We start from the raw sequence: 19001 nt of genomic DNA on the forward strand, positions 1-19001 counted from the left end.
ACCAAGGCAGGGCTTTAAGCTATTCACTGTTGCAAACTATACGGTGAAGCTTTCGCCACAGCCACATTCGTCTTTCTGATTTGGGTTATTGAATTTAAACCCTTCATTCAGACCTTCTTTTGTGTAATCAAGCTCTGTGCCGTCGATATAAACTAAGCTTTTTGCATCAACGATGATTTTGACATCTTTGTCTTCAAATACTTCATCGCCTTCATCTAAATCGTCGACAAATTCGAGAACATAAGCAAGACCTGAACAGCCCGTGGTTTTAATACCAACGCGCAGCCCTATGCCTTTTCCACGGTTACTCAAAAAGGCTAATACGCGATTAGCGGCTGCATCTGTTAACGTCACTGCCATAATAGTCTCTTACTTCGCTTGTTTACTCTTATAATCTGCAATCGCAGCTTGAATCGCATCTTCTGCCAAAATTGAGCAGTGGATTTTCACTGGTGGCAACTCAAGCTCAGCACTGATATCAGTGTTTTTGATAGTAGAAGCTTCTTCTAACGATTTACCTTTCACCCACTCAGTCACAAGGGATGATGATGCAATCGCGCTGCCACAACCATATGTCTTGAATTTCGCATCTTCGATGATGCCTTCTTTTGACACTTTAATTTGTAGTTTCATTACGTCGCCACATGCAGGTGCCCCCACCATGCCCGTTGCTACGCTTGGATCGTTCTTGTCTAAAGAACCTACGTTACGTGGATTCTCAACGTGGTCGATAACTTTATCACTGTAAGCCATAACTATTTCCTCACTACCTGCTTGCGGCTGGATAGTATCCAGCCAGCGGCTAAAACTTGCTTAATGGTGTGCCCATTCAACGCTATCTAAGTCGATGCCATCTTGGTGCATTTCCCAAAGCGGTGACATCTCACGTAAGCGACCAATAGAATTCTTAAGAAGATTGACGGTGTAATCGATCTCTTCTTCTGTCGTAAAACGACCAATACTGAAGCGGATAGAGCTGTGTGCTAATTCGTCATTACGACCTAGAGCACGCAGTACATAAGATGGCTCTAAGCTCGCCGATGTACATGCAGAACCTGAAGAAACCGCAATGTCTTTAACTGCCATTAGTAGACTTTCACCTTCAACAAAGTTGAAGCTAATGTTTACAATGCCAGGTACTGATTGGTCGATAGCACCATTAAAATAAACTTCGTCCATATCCATTAGGCCGTCCAATAGGCGCTGACGAAGCGCACTGATGTGTGCATGGTCTTTTTCAAAGTCTTGCTTAGCAATTCTAAATGCTGTGCCCATACCCACGATTTGGTGAGTAGCAAGAGTACCTGAACGCATACCGCGCTCATGACCACCACCGTGCATTTGTGCTTCTAAACGCGCACGTGGTTTACGGCGTACGTACAACGCACCGATACCTTTAGGGCCATAAACTTTGTGGCCAGAAAATGACATAAAGTCTACTTTCAATGTTTGTAGGTCGATTAGTACCTTGCCAGCGCTTTGTGCCGCATCAACATGGAACATGATCTTGCGCTCACGACACATCTCACCGATAGTCGCGATATCTTGAATAACACCTAGCTCGTTATTAACGTGCATTACGCTCACTAAAACAGTGTCTTCGCGCATGGTTGCTTCAAGCTTTTTCAAGTCAAGTAAGCCGTTGTCTTCAACATCCATATACGTCACTTCAAAGCCTTGACGCTCAAGCTCACGGCAGGTGTCTAGTACTGCTTTATGTTCAGTACGAACGGTGATGATGTGCTTACCTTTCTTTTTATAGAACTGTGCAGCACCTTTGATTGCAAGGTTGTTTGACTCAGTTGCACCAGATGTGAAAACGATTTCACGCGGATCAGCGTTGATTAAATCAGCGATATCATTACGCGCCTGATCAACCAGTTCTTCTGCTTGCCAACCGAAACGGTGTGAACGAGAAGCTGGATTACCAAAGTTACCATCCATTGTCAGGCACTGCATCATCTCGTCTGCAACACGCTGATCAACCGGAGCGGTTGCTGCATAATCTAGATATATCGGTAATTTCATTTATCTCTCCGCTTGACGTCAACCTAGAGTTGACAGCTCACTTGAATATTGTCTAATTGCTCGATAACACGTTTAACGTGCTTATCTTGCCGCGTTGCTACGGATTGAACATCCGCGTCGGCGACTAACTCGGCTAGGGAAATACTGTTTAAAAATTCTTCAATTCGCACACTTAAATCAGACCACAATGAATGAGTTAGACAGCGCATACCGCTTTGGCAACCGCCGCCTTCGCCGTGACAACGTGTTGCGTCAACGGACTCGTCAACAGCATTAATCACATCACCAACGGAAATTGTGTGTGCATCACGGCCCAATAAGTAGCCGCCGCCTGGACCACGTACAGAGCTAACTAAGCCATGTTTACGTAGACGGGCAAATAATTGTTCAAGGTAAGATAGCGAAATCTCTTGTCGTTCAGAGATATCGGCTAGTGGAACAGGGCCAATACTTGCGTGTAACGCAACATCTAACATTGCTGTCACGGCGTATCTGCCTTTTGATGTCAGTTTCATGCATAGCCCCCGCTAATTTACCAAGCTGCAAATTTTAATTACTTGACTAAGATAGTCAAGTATTAACCAAGCATAATAACGGCTTTAAATCTGTAACCCTCGTATGCCTACCCGAAATACCTGAGTAATTTAATCAGGTATTATGGATATTGTAATTACCTGAGTATTTTAGTCAAGTATTAGTGATGAAGATTTATGCAAGATTTCACAAAAGGAATGGTTAATATTTAGACAATAGAAATATAACAGTATTGGCGCGCTGAGTTGGCCAATACTGCATCTTGTCTGGTTTACTTGTTAGTAGATTTATCTATCGAACTTAGGATCCCACGTAGAATATTAAGTTCTTGATCTTCCGGTCTAGCACGGTTGAACAAACGCTTTAGCTTGGTCATTACCATGCCCGGATGCTGTTTGATGATAAAGCCAGTGTCATTCAGGGTATTTTCAAGATGCTCGTAGAATAACTCCATCTGCTTTGATGATGGGTAAATCGTTTCATCCACTTCTTCTGGCTGCTTTTGTTGCGTGTCTAAGTATGTCATACGCGTTTCGTAGGCCAACGTTTGCACTGCCATCGCAAGATTAAGCGAGCTATACTCAGGATTAGCCGGAATACATACGTGATAGTTGCATAACTGCAGCTCTTCGTTCGACAAGCCACTGTTTTCTCGACCAAATACCAATGCAACTGGGCCATTCACCGATTCAGCAACCAATTTTTGTGCACACTCACGCGGGTCTACCATTGGCCACGACAAAGTGCGTGAGCGCGCACTCGTGCCAATAGTTAAAGCGCAATCAGCAATCGCCTCTTGAAGTGTATCGACTTTAGTCGCTGCACCCAACACGTCGGTTGCGCCAGCCGCCAATGCACTTGCATGGCTGTCCACTTCACATGCAGGGTCAACTAAGTAAAGCTTAGATAACCCCATCGTCTTCATCGCTCTCGCAACAGAGCCAATATTGCCAGAGTGTGAGGTGTTCACTAATACAATTCGAATATCTTCTAAAGCCATTTACACGAGTCTCAAACAAAAATAATGGCGCAGTGTAGCATATCTAATTTGCGTTTTTCCAAGCTCCACAACCAGAAATTAAAAATCTTTATGTAGCAACGAAGTACAAAAAACAACCAGAGAAATTCACAATTGGTTATTTACTTTAGAGAAAAAACCGCTAGAATACGCCGGCTCAAAATGATCCTGTTCTTTTACAACCTAAAGGTAATGCTATGCATCCAATGTTGAACATTGCGGTACGCGCTGCGCGTAACGCAGGTAAGATTATCCTACGTGCAAGTGAAGATTTATCGCGCGTTGAAGCTACTCAAAAAGGCACAAATGATTTAGTAACTAACATCGATAAAGATGCGGAATCAATCGTTCGTGACACAATTTTAAAATCTTACCCTGATCACGCTATTGTTGGTGAAGAATTTGGTCATCACGAAGGCAAAGATGCAGACTACCTTTGGGTTATCGATCCTCTAGACGGTACAACTAACTTCGTTAAAGGTATCCCTCATTATGCTGTTTCTATCGCGCTAAGAGTTAAAGGTCGCGTAGAGCAAGCTGTTGTATACGATCCAATCCGCGACGAATTATTTACTGCTTCTCGTGGCCAAGGCGCACAGCTAAACAACAAACGTATTCGTGTATCTAAGTCTATTGAATTACAAGGTACTGTGCTTGCAACAGGTTTCCCTTTCAAGCAAAAGCACCACATGGATGCCTACCTAGAAGCGTTCAAAGCATTATTCATTCATACAGCTGATATCCGCCGTGCGGGCTCTGCAGCTTTAGACATGGCATATGTTGCTGCAGGTCGTATGGATGGCTTCTTTGAAATTGGCCTTAAGCCTTGGGATACAGCAGCCGGTGAGCTGTTAGTAAAAGAAGCAGGCGGTATGGTCACTGATTTTGCAGGCGGTGCTAACTTTAACCGTAGCGGCAACATCATCTGTGGCGCACCTAAGCTTTGCCAAGCGATTGTAAAAGAAATTCGCCCAGTATTAACTGAGTCATTGTTAAAATAATAACTCTGGCTTAGATGAAAAAACCCAAGCTCTGCTTGGGTTTTTTTGTATCTGATTGAGTCTAAGAATAACCATAGTAAGAGCTAACTGTTATTCCAAACTCAGGTATTTACGTTGAGCGTCAGATACCTACTTAATTTCAACACGGGCTGAGCGCATCACGATTTCATCGTTTAGCTCAATACCAAGCCCCGGTTCTTCTGACACTGTAAAGATACCATTCTTAGGCTGTGGGTCTTGCAAGCATAGCTCTCTGTTCCACTTTTTGATTGCGTAAGTATGGTGCTCATGGATCAGGAAGTTTGGGATCGCGGTTTCCAAGTGTAATGAAGCTGCGGTTGCTACCGGGCCGCCACAGACGTGCGCCTGAATACGGATATCAAAGATATCAGCGTAATCACATACCTTCTTAGTTTCCGTAAAGCCACCACATAGGCCAATATCTGGCTGCAGTACATCAATACTTTGATCTTCAAAATAAGGGCGAACACCCCAGCGATTATATAAACGTTCCCCACCAGCGATTGGCACAGAGGTCTTGTTGGCTACCTTTGCATGTAAAGAGTGGTTAAGATAATTCACTGGCTCTTCATAATACATACAATCAAATTCTTCAGCGATGTCTGCAATTTGAATGGCTGATGTCGCGCCTGGTAAGCTGTGGCACTCAAAAATAATGTCCACTTCATCACCTACCGCTTCACGTATTGCTTTCATTCTTGCACGGTATAATTTCATTTCCGCGCGCGAGATAAGCTTAGTTCTATCGTAATAGGTGTTACCATCTTTATCGTACTGAATTGGGTCAACTTTAACCGCATCGTACCCTTCAGCAATGGCTTTGTGAGCCGCTTCAGCATATTCGTGTGGTTGAACTAGTGCTTTAAACTCGCTATCCCAGTCAAACTGTAATTGCGAGGCATAGGTGCGAAGCTCAGGGTTCACTTTACCACCAAGCAATTGATAAACAGGTAGGTTTAAGGCTTTACCTTTAATATCCCAAAGCGCGGTATCTATTGCTGACATCGCCGCATACACCACAGGTCCACCACCTAAACCCCAAAAACTTTCTCTGAGCATACGCGACCAAAGCAGCTCGGTTTGAAACGGGTCGTGACCAATCAAAAAGGCTTCAGCCATTTCTTTGATCATACTGGCCGCAGCGCTGTGGCCGAGGTCGTATGCAAGCCCAGCTTCACCAACCCCTGAAATGCCTTCATCGGTGTGAATACGAACAAAAACGGGTGTCCAAGCAGGTCTATCTGGACAATGAATATCGAAGACTTCGACGCGATTAACTTTCATGTTGACTCCTATTGAGCAAAGCTTGGGTCTAGGCGGTAAGCTTTACGAAGCATTGCGGGCCATGCTAATTGACCACCGGTGCTACCGCTATGCACGACATTCGCTTGGTTATATATGTTATCAATAATCGGTTGTGGTACAGGTACGGCTTGTTGTCCCGTTGCTTGAATCGCAACTTGAATCTCGCATGCACGCTGTAAATCATAAAAACGCATAAAGGCATCGCCTACCGTTGGTCCAACAGTTAAACCACCATGGTTCACCAGCAGCATATGATTGGTTGTACCTAAGTCATCTTGCAAGCGCTTTTTTTCATCCATATTCACTGCTAAGCCTTCATAGCCGTGATACGACAGTGATGGTAAGGAGAACATACTATGCTGACTCAAAGGCAATAAACCACATTCTACACTTGCGACTGCGATCGTCTCTTTGGTATGGAGGTGGATAACGCAATGCGCATCTTCTCGCACCTCATGGATTGCACTGTGAATGGTAAAGCCCGCTGGATTAATCTTAAATGGTGTATCATCAAGAATATTCCCTTCAAGATCGACCTTCACCAAATTAGAAGCGGTGACTTCATCAAAGGTCAGGCCAAAGGCGTTTACTAAATAATGATCCGTACCCGGCAAACGCGCCGACATATGCGTATAAATTAGATCTCCCCAACGAAAGTGCTCAACCAGTCGATAGCAAGCGGCAAGGTCAACACGCAGCTGCCATTCTTCTGCGCTTACTTTGTCTTTTAAATTTAACTGAGGTAATTCGAACATGGGGATCCCTTATTGACTCCACATTTGGATGTATAGAAGTCTAAATTAGCTTAATTATATCTTCAACTAAAAACCACCGCGAACGGTGGTTTTTTATCATCTTTGATATCTAACTTTGATGTTATTCAACTTTAGATAGATACTCTGCAATCGCATCGATTTCAGCGTCAGTGACATTAGCAATCATCGCCTTCATTGCTGCTGTCATACCGTTATTACGTTTACCTGATTTGATATCTTTCATTTGCGCCGCTAAATACTCTTTGCTTTGACCATTTACCTTTGGATACAGAGGCATGATCGGTGCTTTACCTTCTGCACCATGACAGGTTTGGCACATCTTTGCTGTATACAATGCTTTACCATCTGCAGCCATTGAACTTGCTGAACCTAGTGCGCAAATTGCCACCGTAGTCCCTACTAGTAGTTTTTTCATCTTGCTCATATCATTACTCTTTTTATTGACGGTTAACGTTGTAAGTCAGTGTAGACTAAAGTTTGACCTAAAGCCTAATCACTACCACATCAAATCATCTGGGACTTCAAAGTCAGCGTAAGGATCATCCTCATCACCTTGCTGGTTGTCCTCAACATGGAAAACGATATACTTCTCGTCTACCTCTGCAATCTTTCTAGCAGGTTCATCTTGTAGCACATAGAATTGCCCTTCTAAAACACAAATCGCTAAACGCCCCTTTGATAGCGCTTTTTGTGTTTCGGAATTAACTTCTAACTCCTTCACCTTATTTTGATATGTGAAGTTAAAAGTCACATTACCGCGGATCTCATCTTGGTTATGGTGTTCTAAGATCTGCTTCACGCGAGCAATTTGCTCTTTATCTTTTAGCGTTTCTTGCTTCGCTTTATTTAGCTCTTCGGCACGCTTTTGCTGCTCAAGCTTTGTCTGCTCAATATGTTTTTGAAGGTCTGTTTGGTCGCTCGTTGCGCCCTTTTTCTTTTTCTTCTGCTGTTTACGCTTTTGTGTTTTTGCAACTTTCGCCTTGTGCTCAGTTGTTAGGCCTGCTTTTAGCAACTGATCTTGCAGTGAACCCATCATGCAACTCCGTAAAATAGACTTTTCACTATTTTAACTCAGCAATTTCGATTGACCAGAGAGGAATCGGTCAATCTAATGTAAAACTACCAAAATTATTGTTGCACACCGTGATTTAGCGCAAAAAATTGTCATCTAGTTTGCTTTAATTTAAGCTAACTCATCGAAATAAAAAGCCTTATAGCTTAATGCCTGTCATTCATCTACTGCTTTGCTCCGTTACCATTTTTTTTGTGCTCTATGCACCGCAGCCGCTGCTGGCTGAGTTTGCGGAGCAATTTAATGTGTCAGCGTCAGATGCGGGCATGCTGATGTCAGCAACTATGCTACCTCTGGCTATCGCGCCAATCTGCTACGGATTATTGCTGGCAAAGTCCAATCCGCTGCGCATTTTAAAATGGACCATGCTGCTCTTGGCACTCAGCAGTTTAGCATTTGCTTCAATGACTTCGTTTTCAGGGCTCTTGTTTACTCGGTTAATTCAAGGGTTATTATTACCTGCTGCACTCACTGCGATGACGGGTTATATCGGCCAACAGTTTAGTGGCTCACAGTTGAAAAGAAACATGAGCTTGTACATCGGAAGTACCATAGCCGGAGGTTATTTTGGCCGTACACTTGCGGCCAACTTTACTGTCTGGTTTGAGTGGCAAAGTTTCTATTACCTAAACGCATTGTTATTGATTGTGCTGGCATTTAGCATTCGAGCCAGCAAGAACAAACCACCAATAATTCACGCGACAAGGATCAGAGACTACCTGGCACCACTCAAGCAATCGCGCCTAGTGAGATTATACAGCTCTGTATTTTGTATGTTTTTCTGCTTCGCGGGGCTACTCAACTTTTTACCGTTTATACTCAAGTACGACTTTAATTTAACCGATCCCAGTAAAGTGGGCTGGGTCTATACAGGCTATTTGGTTGGTGCTTTAGGGTCTATTGTTACACCTTGGCTACAAAGTAAATTTCATTCTACCTGGCGATTTTTAGCTGTGATGTTTTTAGTCTACGCTGCAACCATTGCGCTATTACCCGTGGCGTCTGTGTTCTTTTTTGTAGTCTTATTTACGCTGTTCTGCGGCTGTATGTTTGTGATCCATTCTACCGCTGCACCATTAGCCAACAGTATTAGTCAGGCACCTGCAACCGTCACCAATGGCGCTTATGTTTCATTTTATTATTCCGGAGGCGTGCTGGGATCTTACCTTCCGGGTTTGATTTATGAGCAAGCTGGTATCGCTTGGTTTTGTGCGTCACTTTTTATCGTTTGTACAGTCGGCTTAGCTCTGAGTTTGAGAAACACAGTCAACCCAGTGAGGTGAATGTCCTGTGACTTGCCAAAAGCGCTTTAAATCTTCGAGCGTTAACACCCAAGTTTTAGTATTCACTAGGGGATGGCACTGCCATAAGTGCGCAGATTGCAGTTCACTATCAAGCCATAATTCGACTCGTTGCTCGTTGTCGTTATGCAGTGTGAGTACTGACACACAGCCTTGTTCCACCCCTAAATACTTCGCTAATCTGTCCGTCGATGCAAAACCTAAACGCGACACCCCTTGAGATTTAGACAGCGCTTTTAGGTCGACTTGCTTATCTGCAGGAATAATAAAAAGAAAGTGTCGCTTTCCATAGTTATCTCGGAGGAAGAGATTTTTCAGTCGCGTCCCTTTTCTCTCTAACTTCAAGTTGTCAGCATCTAGACAAGTATGTAACGGTGGATGCTCATAATTGAGATAGTTGATATCTAACTGAGCGAGCCGCTCGGCAAGTGCACTTGGATTGTTTCTGATCACAAACACTTACCTCGTAACTGAACGCTACGCTGTCGCCAGTATACATCGGTAATTTTATGACCTGAATTACAGTAGTCCGCCTCAATCAAAGCCGGTTTTAATAAGGCGACAGCTTGCTCTTCTAGCTTGAGTTTTAGAGAGGGGGAATCTTCAATACGCTCAAACTCGGCAAAGCGTTTTAACTCTCTTCTTGATATTGGCTTACTTGCATCCAGCTCCATTCGAGGTGTTGCTTGTACCGTTACAATGAAAGCAAATTCTTTATCACCAGTTGGCGAAAGACGCTTATGAAGAGATTGTTTTTCGATAATAAGTTCAGGCTCATCAGGCTGTGATGCACAACTCGCTAGCAGCCCAATAATGAGAATAGAAAAGATATGACGCAGAACCATAATTCGCTTAATTCGTTTTATTTTCAGTTCAGTGTAACAAAGACTATAAAAAAATAGCGAAATTTTTTGTCTGGGGTTGACGGGAATATAAAAAATGATTAAATTTCGCTTCGTCCACTGACGGAATGTGGGGCTATAGCTCAGCTGGGAGAGCGCCTGCCTTGCACGCAGGAGGTCAGCAGTTCGATCCTGCTTAGCTCCACCACTTTCCGCACTTCTTACAAAATTGACCCTCTAAATCGAAAAGAAAAAAGCCCAAGTCTTTCGACCCGAGCTTTGCAGTTACTTATGTCATTCTGTGTATACCACTGAGTATAATTCTTCCATCTACTCAAGCAGCATCAGTTCATTATTCTCTGATTTGGCCTTCACCATTCACTAAAAACTTTTCGGTTGTTAGCGACTCCAAGCCCATAGGTCCGTAAGCGTGCAATTTGGTGGTAGCAATACCAATCTCGGCACCTAAACCTAACGCTGAACCATCACTAAAGCGTGAAGAGGCGTTAACCATCACGACGGAAGCATCTACACCGCGTTGGAACAAATCAGCAGCTGCTTTGTCTTCCGTACAGATAACTTCGGTATGGTGACTACCAAAGCGATCAATATGTGCAAGCGCTGCATTAAAATCAGCAACCTGACGAACCGCTATTTCAAGACTCAAGTATTCTTCGCCAAATTCGTCATCGCTTAACTCAACTGCATTATCAAAATAAGCTACGGTTTGCTTACACGCATTAATTTTCACACCCCTTTCTGCTAGTGCTGCAGCAACTTTCGGTAAAAAAGTCGGAGCGATATCTTGATGAACGATTAACCCTTCAAGCGCATTACATACACCAGTACGCTGCGTTTTACCGTTTAACAGAAGCGCCATTGCTTTATCGAGATCGGCCGCTTTATCTATATACAAGTGACACACGCCCTTAAAATGCTGGATCACTGGCACCGTACTATTCTCAGTAACGAAATTGATTAGACCCTCACCGCCACGTGGGATGATAAGGTCGATATATTCTTTTTGCTGCATCAGCTCCATTAACAACGCGCGGTCTGGATCCGGAATAACAGAAACCAACGCGGCAGGTAGATTATGTTTTTCGAGCGCCTGATGCATCGCTTTTGCGATCTCTAAAGAACTTGATAACGCTTCTTTACCACCACGCAAAATAACACCATTACCTGATTTAAAACATAGTGCACCGGCGTCAGCGGTGACATTGGGGCGCGCCTCATAAATCATGCAGACAACACCAAGTGGCACTCGCATTTTACTGATTTTAATGCCATTTGGTCTTACACCCATGTCTCTACGTGCACCCACTGGATCGTCCAGTTGAATGATAGTCTCAATGCCCTCAGCCATGCTTTCAATCCGCGCTTGGTTAAGCGTTAATCTATCTATCATGGCGTCGCTAAGCTGGTTATCACGAGCAGCAGCTAAGTCAGCTTCATTGGCTTTAATAATGGCATCGCTGTTATCACGGATCCCTTTTGCCATATCTGCTAACACTGCATTTTTTTGCTCTGTAGATAATAGTGCTAACTGTTTCGCTGCTTTTGCAGCCTGTGATGAAATATCTGTGATTAAACTCATGTCTTATGACTTCTCCAATAATGCAATATCTTGTTCTGAAATAACGGGTCCGATACTATCTTGAATTCTTTCGCTGATCGGATTCTCTTCATGTTCAGTTAAAAAGTTTAATAGGCAGCTACTGTAATTGGTGGTTGCTTTGGCTAAGCGCTTACCATCTTTGCTTCTCACGAGTACGGTATCTCCAACAGAAAACTCACCTTTTACTTCAGTGATTTCATCGCCACTTAACTGACCCACCACTTGATTTTCACCTGAGCCATAATCGCTATCTACGACCAGCTCACCTTGCTCTGATGCTGTGTGAGTCATCCAATGCACTGCTTCTTGCATCGGTTTATCATAGGCTGTAAATACCGTGCCTGGATTTTTTCCCGCTAACAATAATTCAAAGGTTGTTTCTTCGAAGCCGTTAACAATATAAGTATCTATACCGTGAGACGTCGCCTTTTCAGCAGCTTCAATTTTGGTCTTCATACCACCGGTGCCAACCTTGCTCGTTGGACAACCTGCCATATCGTAGATTTCTTCAGTGATCTCTGTCACTTCTGAGATCAGCTCTGCATCTGCGTGTAAATTAGGATTTTTGTTATATAAACCACTGACATCGGAGCAAATAATTAGCCCATCGGCATCTGCAGCCCCCGCTACCATGGCAGACAAATTATCGTTATCTCCCACCTTCAAATCGTCTGTGGTCACGGTGTCATTTTCATTGATAATAGGCAGTATTCCATGATCGAGTAAAGTGAATATTGTTTCACGAATACTGGTATATCGCTCCCTGTCACGCAGGTCGCCATGAGTCAGCAATATCTGCGCCGACGGAAAGTCGAAGAAGCGGTCCCACGTAGCCATCATCTCGGTTTGGCCAGCTGCCGCCATCGCTTTTTTTACCGCAATGCTCGGCTGCTCTGAGTTTGGAAATAAGTGCGACCCTGCTGCGACTGAACCTGAAGAGACGAGGATCACTTCGATACCTCGGGCTCGACAACGCACGATGAATTGCGCGATGCTGAGTAAATAGCGGGATCGACACCCATCTTGCTCTGGCGCGATCAACGCACTCCCGATCTTGATTACTATACGTTTTGACTGTTTCATCGACATAAATTCCTGCATTAAATTAACCACCCACTCACGAGTTGGTACTCCAAATATCTCCTATTAGAAGACAACAGAAAGCGCAATGCATCGACCAAAAAGTCGGCAAATAGATAAAACAAACAGACGTGCGGCGGCGAAGACCTTAGTCCCATCATGTCGCCACACATGCTAAACCCAGACGCAGTAACAATCGTTAACTGGCTGACATTTCACTAATAGAAGATTGATTGTGACATCAAGTACTTAACCTTTGATGTCGAGCCGTTTCCAACAGGGCCACCATGGTTTGGTGCGGCCGGAAAGGCTGTACCGCAATGAATAATTGCGTAATGAGTAGATTGTGAATGACGGCGCGATTTACTCCACGCCTTGAACGTTTATTACCTTAACGTAAGCAAGGGTAAGATTGCAACCCTATCCCATGTTAATTATTTATGACCACCATAAATCAATTTTATAATACCTTATTTTCAGTAATTTATTCACTTTACCCTCATTCGCGCTGTGTTATAACTGGATGCTAGCTATACTGATAAAAATGTTGGGATAATCCAACCGGGGAGAATCTATGTCAGCAATCTACATTGCAGGTATTGCAGTATGTTCTGTAATAGCACAATGGCTTGCTTGGGCCTTTAAGGTTCCAGCAATTTTGTTTTTACTTCTTATAGGTCTTGCTTTGGGGCCATTTAGTGGCACGCTGGACCCAGATGCCTTACTCGGGGATTTACTCTTTCCCGTCGTCTCACTTTCCGTTGCTGTAATCCTCTTTGAAGGTTCACTAACCCTGCATTTTAAAGAACTCAAAGGAATCGGTAAGGTTGTACGGAATCTTTGTTCTATCGGGATGTTAGCAACCTTTGCGGTGATAGCAACGACCGCAATTTTTGTGCTGGAGCTTAACTGGCAAGTTGCCGCCGTTTTGGGCGCAGTACTTGTCGTGACTGGTCCAACAGTTATTGCCCCGATGCTGAACGCCATGCGCCCAGACAAAGACATAGACCGTATTTTACGTTGGGAAGGTATAGTCATAGACCCAATTGGTGCACTCTTTGCGGTACTCGTATTTGAAGCCGTCTCTTTAGTTGGTGGCGAAGGTATCTTCAGTCATACCCTGTGGGCGCTCGTATCAACACTTGGTGTGGGGATAAGTATTGGCGTCGCATCAGGTTACCTTACCACTTACCTAATAAGAAAAGAGTGGCTTCCTTTCGAGCTTCACAAGTTCGCCATTTTAGCGCTAGTGTTGTTTAGCTTTACGCTATCGAATCATCTGAGCCATGAGTCGGGTTTACTAGCCGTGACTATCTTTGGTATTTGGCTCGCTAACCAAGATGACTTGGAAATAGACTCAGTGTTAGAATTTAAAGAAGATCTCTCAATGATCCTGATTTCGAGCTTATTTATCTTACTCGCGGCACGACTCAAGTTAGAAGATTTAATGCTGTTAGACACTGACGTCTTTATCTTTCTAGCTGTAGTATTATTTATTGCTCGACCACTGTCGATATTCTTATCGACGTTCAATACAGACTTACCGATAAAGTCTCGTATTCTGTTAAGTTGGATAGCTCCTCGAGGTATTGTTGCTGCAGCGGTAGGCTCAGTTTTTGCGTTGAGTATGACCAAATCACAGATAGCAGATGCGGATAAAATGGTGCCGCTTATCTTCACCGTCATCATTGTCACCGTGGTACTACAAAGCCTAACGGCAACGCCTTTCGCACGTCTTTTAGGAGTGCGTCAACCAAAGCCCAATACCTTACTTATCATTGGTGCAAACCATGTAGCTAGAGCGGTGGCTAAAGGCTTAAAAGACCAAAATATTGATGTTTACCTCTCCGATCCCGCTTGGGAAAACTGCAAGATGGCGAGAATGGACGGACTGCCTTGTTACTATGGTAACCCACAGTCGGAACATGCAGAGCGTTACCTCCCATTGACCAGCTTAAAGTCAGTGCTAGCGCTTTCACCTAACCGTCATCACAACGCTTTAGGTGTACAGTACTTTTCTCATTTACTTGGCGATCAATGTGTTTATTCGCTCAAATCATCCACTAACCACGCCAAGGCGAACAAAGATAGCGCCACTTTCCTTTCTCGCCAAATTTTGTTTGGTGACGAAGGTAATTACGCCAAGCTAAGTAGCATGATGGCTAAGGGCGGCAAAGTGAGCGTAACGCGGATCTCAGAAGAGTTTAAATGGGAACAGTATAAAGAGGTTAACAGTGAAGCAATCCCGCTGTTTGTACTCACAGAGCAGAACAAAGATGAGGAACCCATCTTGATCCGCCCGTTTACCTCTGACATGAAAAAGCTTCCAGAGGAAGGCGACCGCGTATTGGCGTTACAACCGCCTAAGTTAACGGTTCTTAAAGATCCAAATGTGAATAAAGAAAGCCAAATTGGTGCAAAGCTTAGCAGCCAGCAAATTACTTAACCTGAGATTTGGATAAGAAATAAGCTAACTTTACGAGCTTTATTTAGAAACAAGCAAAGCGGCGTCACTTACGCCGCTTTTACTTTGCACTCAAAACCTGCTGAAGTAATATCTATTGATCCAACGGAGTTAACCTGAGCCTCAGGTTATACAACCTGAACTCGGGATAAGAAGTAAGTTAATCCACTAAAATCACTAAGTTCAAAAGCGTAGTGTCACTCTAGCCAGAAGTTATTTCTTAATACAAGGCAAATTTGTGCGCCAATAGCTGGCCTATTGCAAGCAAATTTAACGCAGTAGTAAGGGATAGCAGCTGCTAGAGAACAAGTTGTTATCCCGAGTTCAGGTTATATAGGCAATCTCGCACGCTTGACCACACTATCAGGCATTTTGTTTGCCAGTTGACCTAGTGCTACCTGAATCCGCTTATGTAGCTTTTTATCTGCAACTGCGGAATGGAACAACCATCGATAGGCGTCTTCATAATCTCTAGGGCTACCGTGGCCTTGATTAAACACATCTACGAGTCTTAATTGAGCATTTAAGTTGCCAAGTGCTGCTGCTTCTCTCAGATAGGTTACCGCCATCGCTTTATCTTCTTGCACCAACTGGCCAACATCATAGTAACGACCTAATTGTTCAAGCGCCGCGGCAAGGCCCTGCTCTGCTGCCCTTTTCATATAATAAAGGCCGAGCTCAACATCTCTGTCTACACACACGGCATAAGCTAACATGTCACCATAAAGAAATTGATACGAAGGCAGCGCCATGATCTCAGCACGCGCTTCAATATCTTTAACCAGCTGGCACTCATCCGCTTTAACCCGAGCAAGATGTTGATTTTTTTCAATCAGCGCTAGTAGCTCTTGCTGCGTATACAAAGGCACAGCTTCGATAGCCTCTTCGGCAGATACTTTGCTCTGTATACTGAGACTTAAGGAAACACTCAATGCTGAAGCTGCAAAATAACGAAGTAAGTAATTCATCGAAGACCCATCAAAGTAAAGCTGATTGTTTAACTATAGCAGGCTGCAAAGGCAAATTACTTGCTCTGCAGCAACATCGACACTCAAATTTGATTAAGCATTATTTACGCCAAAGCGAAGTCTAATTTTATCATATGAGCAAACATTCGCTTACTTATCGGCAGGAAGACAAAAACTTGTAGGGTAATAGACACAAAAAAAGCTGCCGTAGCAGCTTTTTTCTTTATCAATCGACAGCAGGATTATTCAGCAAAAGGGTTGCGAACAATCATTGTCTCAACGCGGTCTGGGCCTGTTGAGATGATATCAATTGGCACGCCAGTGATTTCTTCTAGGCGCTTGATATAGTTGATAGCGGCTTCTGGAAGCTGCTCAACAGAAGTTGCACCAAAGGTGTTTTCGCTCCAACCAGGCATTTCTTCATATACTGGAGTCACTTTCTCATAGCCTTCAGCAGCAAGAGGAGTCACATTAGTCACAGTGCCGTCTTCTAATTGGTAACCAGTACAGATTTTCACTTTTTCTAGACCATCAAGTACGTCTAGTTTAGTTAAGCAGAAACCACTGATACTGTTGATTTGAACTGCGCGGCGCATTGCAACTGCATCAAACCAACCGGTACGACGTAAACGACCAGTTGTTGCGCCAAACTCGTTACCTTTCTCGCCTAAGTGTCTGCCAACTGGGTCTTGCTTGTCTTGACCATCGTAAAGCTCTGTAGGGAAAGGACCTGAACCAACACGAGTTGTGTAAGCTTTAACAATACCTAAAACGTAATCTAAGTGTAGCGGACCAAAACCTGCACCAGTCGCAACACCACCAGCCGTCGTGTTTGATGAGGTTACGTACGGGTAAGTACCGTGGTCAATATCAAGTAATGTACCTTGCGCACCTTCAAATAGAATATGGTCGCCAGCATTACGCGCTTGATCAAGTAGTTCAGTAACGTCAACAATCATTGACTTAAGTACTTTTGCTACTTCCATTGCATCATCGTATGTCTTCTGGAAGTCTACTGGATCTACTTTGTAGTAGTTAACCAAGGCGAAGTTGTGGAACTCTAGTACTTCTTTAAGCTTCGCAGCAAATTGCTCTGGGTTGAAAAGATCGCCAACACGTAAACCACGACGTGCAACCTTATCTTCGTACGCAGGACCAATACCACGGCCAGTTGTACCAATGGCTTTTTCACCACGCGCTAGTTCACGCGCTTGGTCTAGTGCAACGTGGTAAGGCAAGATCAAAGGACATGCTTCGCTGATCAATAGACGCTCACGTACAGGAACGCCACGCGCTTCAAGCATGTGGATTTCTTTCATTAGCGCATCTGGTGCAAGTACTACACCATTACCAATTACACATTTAACGTCTTCGCGTAGTACACCTGATGGGATCAAGTGTAGTACCGTTTTCTCACCGTTAATTACTAGTGTATGGCCAGCATTGTGTCCGCCTTGGTAGCGAACAACTAAAGAAGCCTTATCTGTAAGTAGGTCAACTACTTTACCTTTACCTTCGTCACCCCATTGGGTGCCTAATACAACGACGTTTTTACCCATTGCAAATTCACTTAGAAAAAATTAGGCGCAGATTTTACCAGAAAACCATAGTCGAAATCACCCCAATTTGCCTAATTTTTCTGCTTTCAATAAGATTGATGATGTAAAGCATCAAGGCAAGTTACATAACTTGTTGAAAAGGTGGGTTAATAGCTGAAAATCAAACAACGTATTTTATTTTTATATCAAAATAGCTGTATTGTTCGGATTAATCGATAACTATCTCTTTGTTATCAAAAGTAAACTTTTATAAAATGTAAAAAGCCCAAAGGTTAACCTTTGGGCTTTTTAAAATATAGCTCAAGCTTGCTGGCGAGCCGTTAAGCTTGAGTGGTTAGCCTATAGCTCTAAATCATCTTCAACTTCAGCAAGGCCTTTATCTTCACCCTCTTCAGGCATAATAACCGCTTGCGCTAGGAGCATTTCTCTTAACTTGCCTTCAATTTCATTGGCAATCTCAACATTTTCTTTTAAGAACTTAATTGAGTTTGCTTTACCTTGGCCAATTTTACTGCCGTTATAGCTAAACCAAGCACCCGCTTTATCAACCAGTTTGTGTTTCACACCTAAGTCTATCAACTCACCTTGTTTCGACGTACCTTCACCGTACATGATGATGAACTCAGCTTGTTTAAATGGTGGTGCTACTTTGTTTTTCACAACCTTAACACGAGTTTCGTTACCAACAACCTCATCACCTTCTTTCACTGAACCGATACGACGAATATCAAGACGTACAGATGCATAGAATTTAAGTGCGTTACCACCAGTTGTGGTTTCAGGGTTGCCAAACATCACACCAATCTTCATACGAATTTGGTTGATGAAAATACATAATGTGTTCGAGCGTTTGATATTAGCTGTAAGCTTACGCAATGCTTGTGACATGAGTCGAGCTTGCAAACCAACGTGTGAGTCACCCATATCGCCTTCAATTTCAGCTTTAGGGGTAAGTGCTGCTACCGAGTCAATAACAACCAAATCAACCGCACCAGAACGAACTAGCATGTCACAAATTTCAAGCGCTTGTTCACCGGTGTCAGGCTGTGATACTAATAACTCATCAACATTAACGCCTAACTTTTCGGCATAGATTGGATCGAGTGCGTGTTCAGCATCAACGAACGCACATGTTTTTCCCATTTTTTGCGCTTCTGCAATCGCTTGTAATGTTAGCGTTGTTTTACCTGATGATTCTGGACCATAGATTTCAACAATACGACCAGTTGGTAAGCCGCCGATACCAAGTGCAATATCCAGACCTAATGAACCCGTTGAGATGGCTTCAATATCTAGCGCCTTGTTCTCACCCAGTTTCATGATTGAGCCTTTACCAAACTGACGCTCAATTTGTGATAGTGCTGCGTCTAATGCCTTTTGCTTGTTATCGTTCATTTGCTTCTCCAATTCA

Annotated in this window: 19 protein-coding genes and 1 tRNA gene; 4 read left to right on the plus strand and 16 right to left on the minus strand. The window is 43.6% G+C overall.

Features of this window, described 5'->3' with window-relative positions:
• Positions 1–36 precede the first annotated feature (36 nt).
• The 5 genes from iscA to trmJ all read right to left on the minus strand — a co-directional run bounded on the left by iscA (position 37) and on the right by trmJ (position 3562).
• The gene (iscA, locus tag ABMY45_RS13930) at positions 37–360 is read right to left on the minus strand and encodes an iron-sulfur cluster assembly protein IscA (RefSeq protein ID WP_010378967.1); all 324 of its coding nucleotides are present in this window, start codon (positions 358–360) and stop codon (positions 37–39) included.
• 9 nt (positions 361–369) lie between these two features.
• On the minus strand, positions 370–753 hold the full coding sequence (iscU, locus tag ABMY45_RS13935; RefSeq protein WP_010607219.1) for a Fe-S cluster assembly scaffold IscU: 384 nt from the start codon (positions 751–753) through the stop codon (positions 370–372).
• Positions 754–813: 60 nt separating this feature from the next.
• Positions 814–2028, minus strand: coding sequence for an IscS subfamily cysteine desulfurase (locus tag ABMY45_RS13940; RefSeq protein ID WP_010378962.1), 1215 nt, complete (start codon positions 2026–2028; stop codon positions 814–816).
• Positions 2029–2051: 23 nt separating this feature from the next.
• Entirely contained in the window at positions 2052–2543 is a 492-nt protein-coding gene (iscR, locus tag ABMY45_RS13945) for a Fe-S cluster assembly transcriptional regulator IscR (protein ID WP_010378960.1), read from the minus strand.
• A 290-nt stretch (positions 2544–2833) separates the two neighbouring features.
• A complete protein-coding gene (gene trmJ / locus ABMY45_RS13950) occupies positions 2834–3562 on the minus strand; it encodes a tRNA (cytosine(32)/uridine(32)-2'-O)-methyltransferase TrmJ (protein WP_010607218.1) in 729 nt (242 codons plus the stop codon).
• A gap of 215 nt (positions 3563–3777) precedes the next feature.
• Here trmJ and suhB point away from each other — a divergent pair, with 215 nt between their 5' ends.
• Positions 3778–4581, plus strand: coding sequence for an inositol-1-monophosphatase (gene suhB / locus ABMY45_RS13955; RefSeq protein ID WP_010607217.1), 804 nt, complete (start codon positions 3778–3780; stop codon positions 4579–4581).
• Between the two features lie 129 nt (positions 4582–4710).
• Here the strand turns inward: suhB and ABMY45_RS13960 are convergent, their stop codons facing one another.
• From ABMY45_RS13960 to ABMY45_RS13975, 4 genes are all read right to left on the minus strand, one after another.
• Complete coding sequence (locus ABMY45_RS13960; protein WP_088531804.1) at positions 4711–5886, minus strand: mandelate racemase/muconate lactonizing enzyme family protein; 1176 nt, start codon at positions 5884–5886, stop codon at positions 4711–4713.
• Positions 5887–5894: 8 nt separating this feature from the next.
• Positions 5895–6662 (minus strand): class II aldolase/adducin family protein, encoded by a 768-nt coding sequence (locus ABMY45_RS13965; protein ID WP_010607214.1) that lies wholly within the window; start codon positions 6660–6662, stop codon positions 5895–5897.
• Between the two features lie 121 nt (positions 6663–6783).
• Entirely contained in the window at positions 6784–7107 is a 324-nt protein-coding gene (locus ABMY45_RS13970) for a c-type cytochrome (RefSeq protein ID WP_174170622.1), read from the minus strand.
• 72 nt (positions 7108–7179) lie between these two features.
• The gene (locus ABMY45_RS13975) at positions 7180–7716 is read right to left on the minus strand and encodes a DUF2058 domain-containing protein (protein ID WP_088531806.1); all 537 of its coding nucleotides are present in this window, start codon (positions 7714–7716) and stop codon (positions 7180–7182) included.
• A 188-nt stretch (positions 7717–7904) separates the two neighbouring features.
• On the opposite strand from ABMY45_RS13975, the gene ABMY45_RS13980 reads away from it, so the two are divergent.
• Positions 7905–9038, plus strand: coding sequence for an MFS transporter (locus tag ABMY45_RS13980; protein ID WP_227386843.1), 1134 nt, complete (start codon positions 7905–7907; stop codon positions 9036–9038).
• Here the strand turns inward: ABMY45_RS13980 and ABMY45_RS13985 are convergent.
• Together ABMY45_RS13985 and ABMY45_RS13990 are read right to left on the minus strand one after the other, a co-directional pair.
• On the minus strand, positions 8997–9509 hold the full coding sequence (locus ABMY45_RS13985; protein ID WP_174170620.1) for a prolyl-tRNA synthetase associated domain-containing protein: 513 nt from the start codon (positions 9507–9509) through the stop codon (positions 8997–8999). The genes ABMY45_RS13980 and ABMY45_RS13985 overlap by 42 nt on opposite strands.
• Positions 9506–9901 carry a hypothetical protein gene (locus ABMY45_RS13990; protein ID WP_017218483.1) on the minus strand — a complete coding sequence of 132 codons (396 nt, stop codon included), beginning with the start codon at positions 9899–9901 and terminating at the stop codon, positions 9506–9508. Before ABMY45_RS13990 ends, ABMY45_RS13985 begins: the two co-directional genes overlap by 4 nt.
• A 129-nt stretch (positions 9902–10030) precedes the next feature.
• Here ABMY45_RS13990 and ABMY45_RS13995 point away from each other — a divergent pair.
• A tRNA-Ala gene (locus tag ABMY45_RS13995) sits at positions 10031–10106 on the plus strand.
• Between the two features lie 144 nt (positions 10107–10250).
• Here the strand turns inward: ABMY45_RS13995 and ABMY45_RS14000 are convergent.
• Complete coding sequence (locus tag ABMY45_RS14000) at positions 10251–11498, minus strand: glutamate-5-semialdehyde dehydrogenase (RefSeq protein ID WP_174170619.1); 1248 nt, start codon at positions 11496–11498, stop codon at positions 10251–10253.
• 3 nt (positions 11499–11501) lie between these two features.
• Entirely contained in the window at positions 11502–12602 is a 1101-nt protein-coding gene (proB, locus tag ABMY45_RS14005) for a glutamate 5-kinase (protein WP_017218481.1), read from the minus strand.
• Between the two features lie 571 nt (positions 12603–13173).
• On the opposite strand from proB, the gene ABMY45_RS14010 reads away from it, so the two are divergent.
• On the plus strand, positions 13174–15045 hold the full coding sequence (locus ABMY45_RS14010; RefSeq protein ID WP_174170617.1) for a sodium:proton antiporter: 1872 nt from the start codon (positions 13174–13176) through the stop codon (positions 15043–15045).
• A gap of 347 nt (positions 15046–15392) precedes the next feature.
• Here ABMY45_RS14010 and ABMY45_RS14015 read toward each other — a convergent pair whose 3' ends face one another.
• From ABMY45_RS14015 to recA, 3 genes are all read right to left on the minus strand, one after another.
• Positions 15393–16031 carry an SEL1-like repeat protein gene (locus ABMY45_RS14015; RefSeq protein ID WP_010378945.1) on the minus strand — a complete coding sequence of 213 codons (639 nt, stop codon included), beginning with the start codon at positions 16029–16031 and terminating at the stop codon, positions 15393–15395.
• Positions 16032–16273: 242 nt separating this feature from the next.
• Complete coding sequence (locus tag ABMY45_RS14020) at positions 16274–17590, minus strand: adenylosuccinate synthase (protein ID WP_010378944.1); 1317 nt, start codon at positions 17588–17590, stop codon at positions 16274–16276.
• Between the two features lie 339 nt (positions 17591–17929).
• A complete protein-coding gene (recA, locus tag ABMY45_RS14025) occupies positions 17930–18985 on the minus strand; it encodes a recombinase RecA (protein WP_095729681.1) in 1056 nt (351 codons plus the stop codon).
• Between the last annotated feature and the right edge of the window lie 16 nt (positions 18986–19001).

The sequence above is a fragment of the Pseudoalteromonas sp. XMcav11-Q genome (assembly GCF_040104525.1).
Lineage (GTDB): Bacteria > Pseudomonadota > Gammaproteobacteria > Enterobacterales > Alteromonadaceae > Pseudoalteromonas.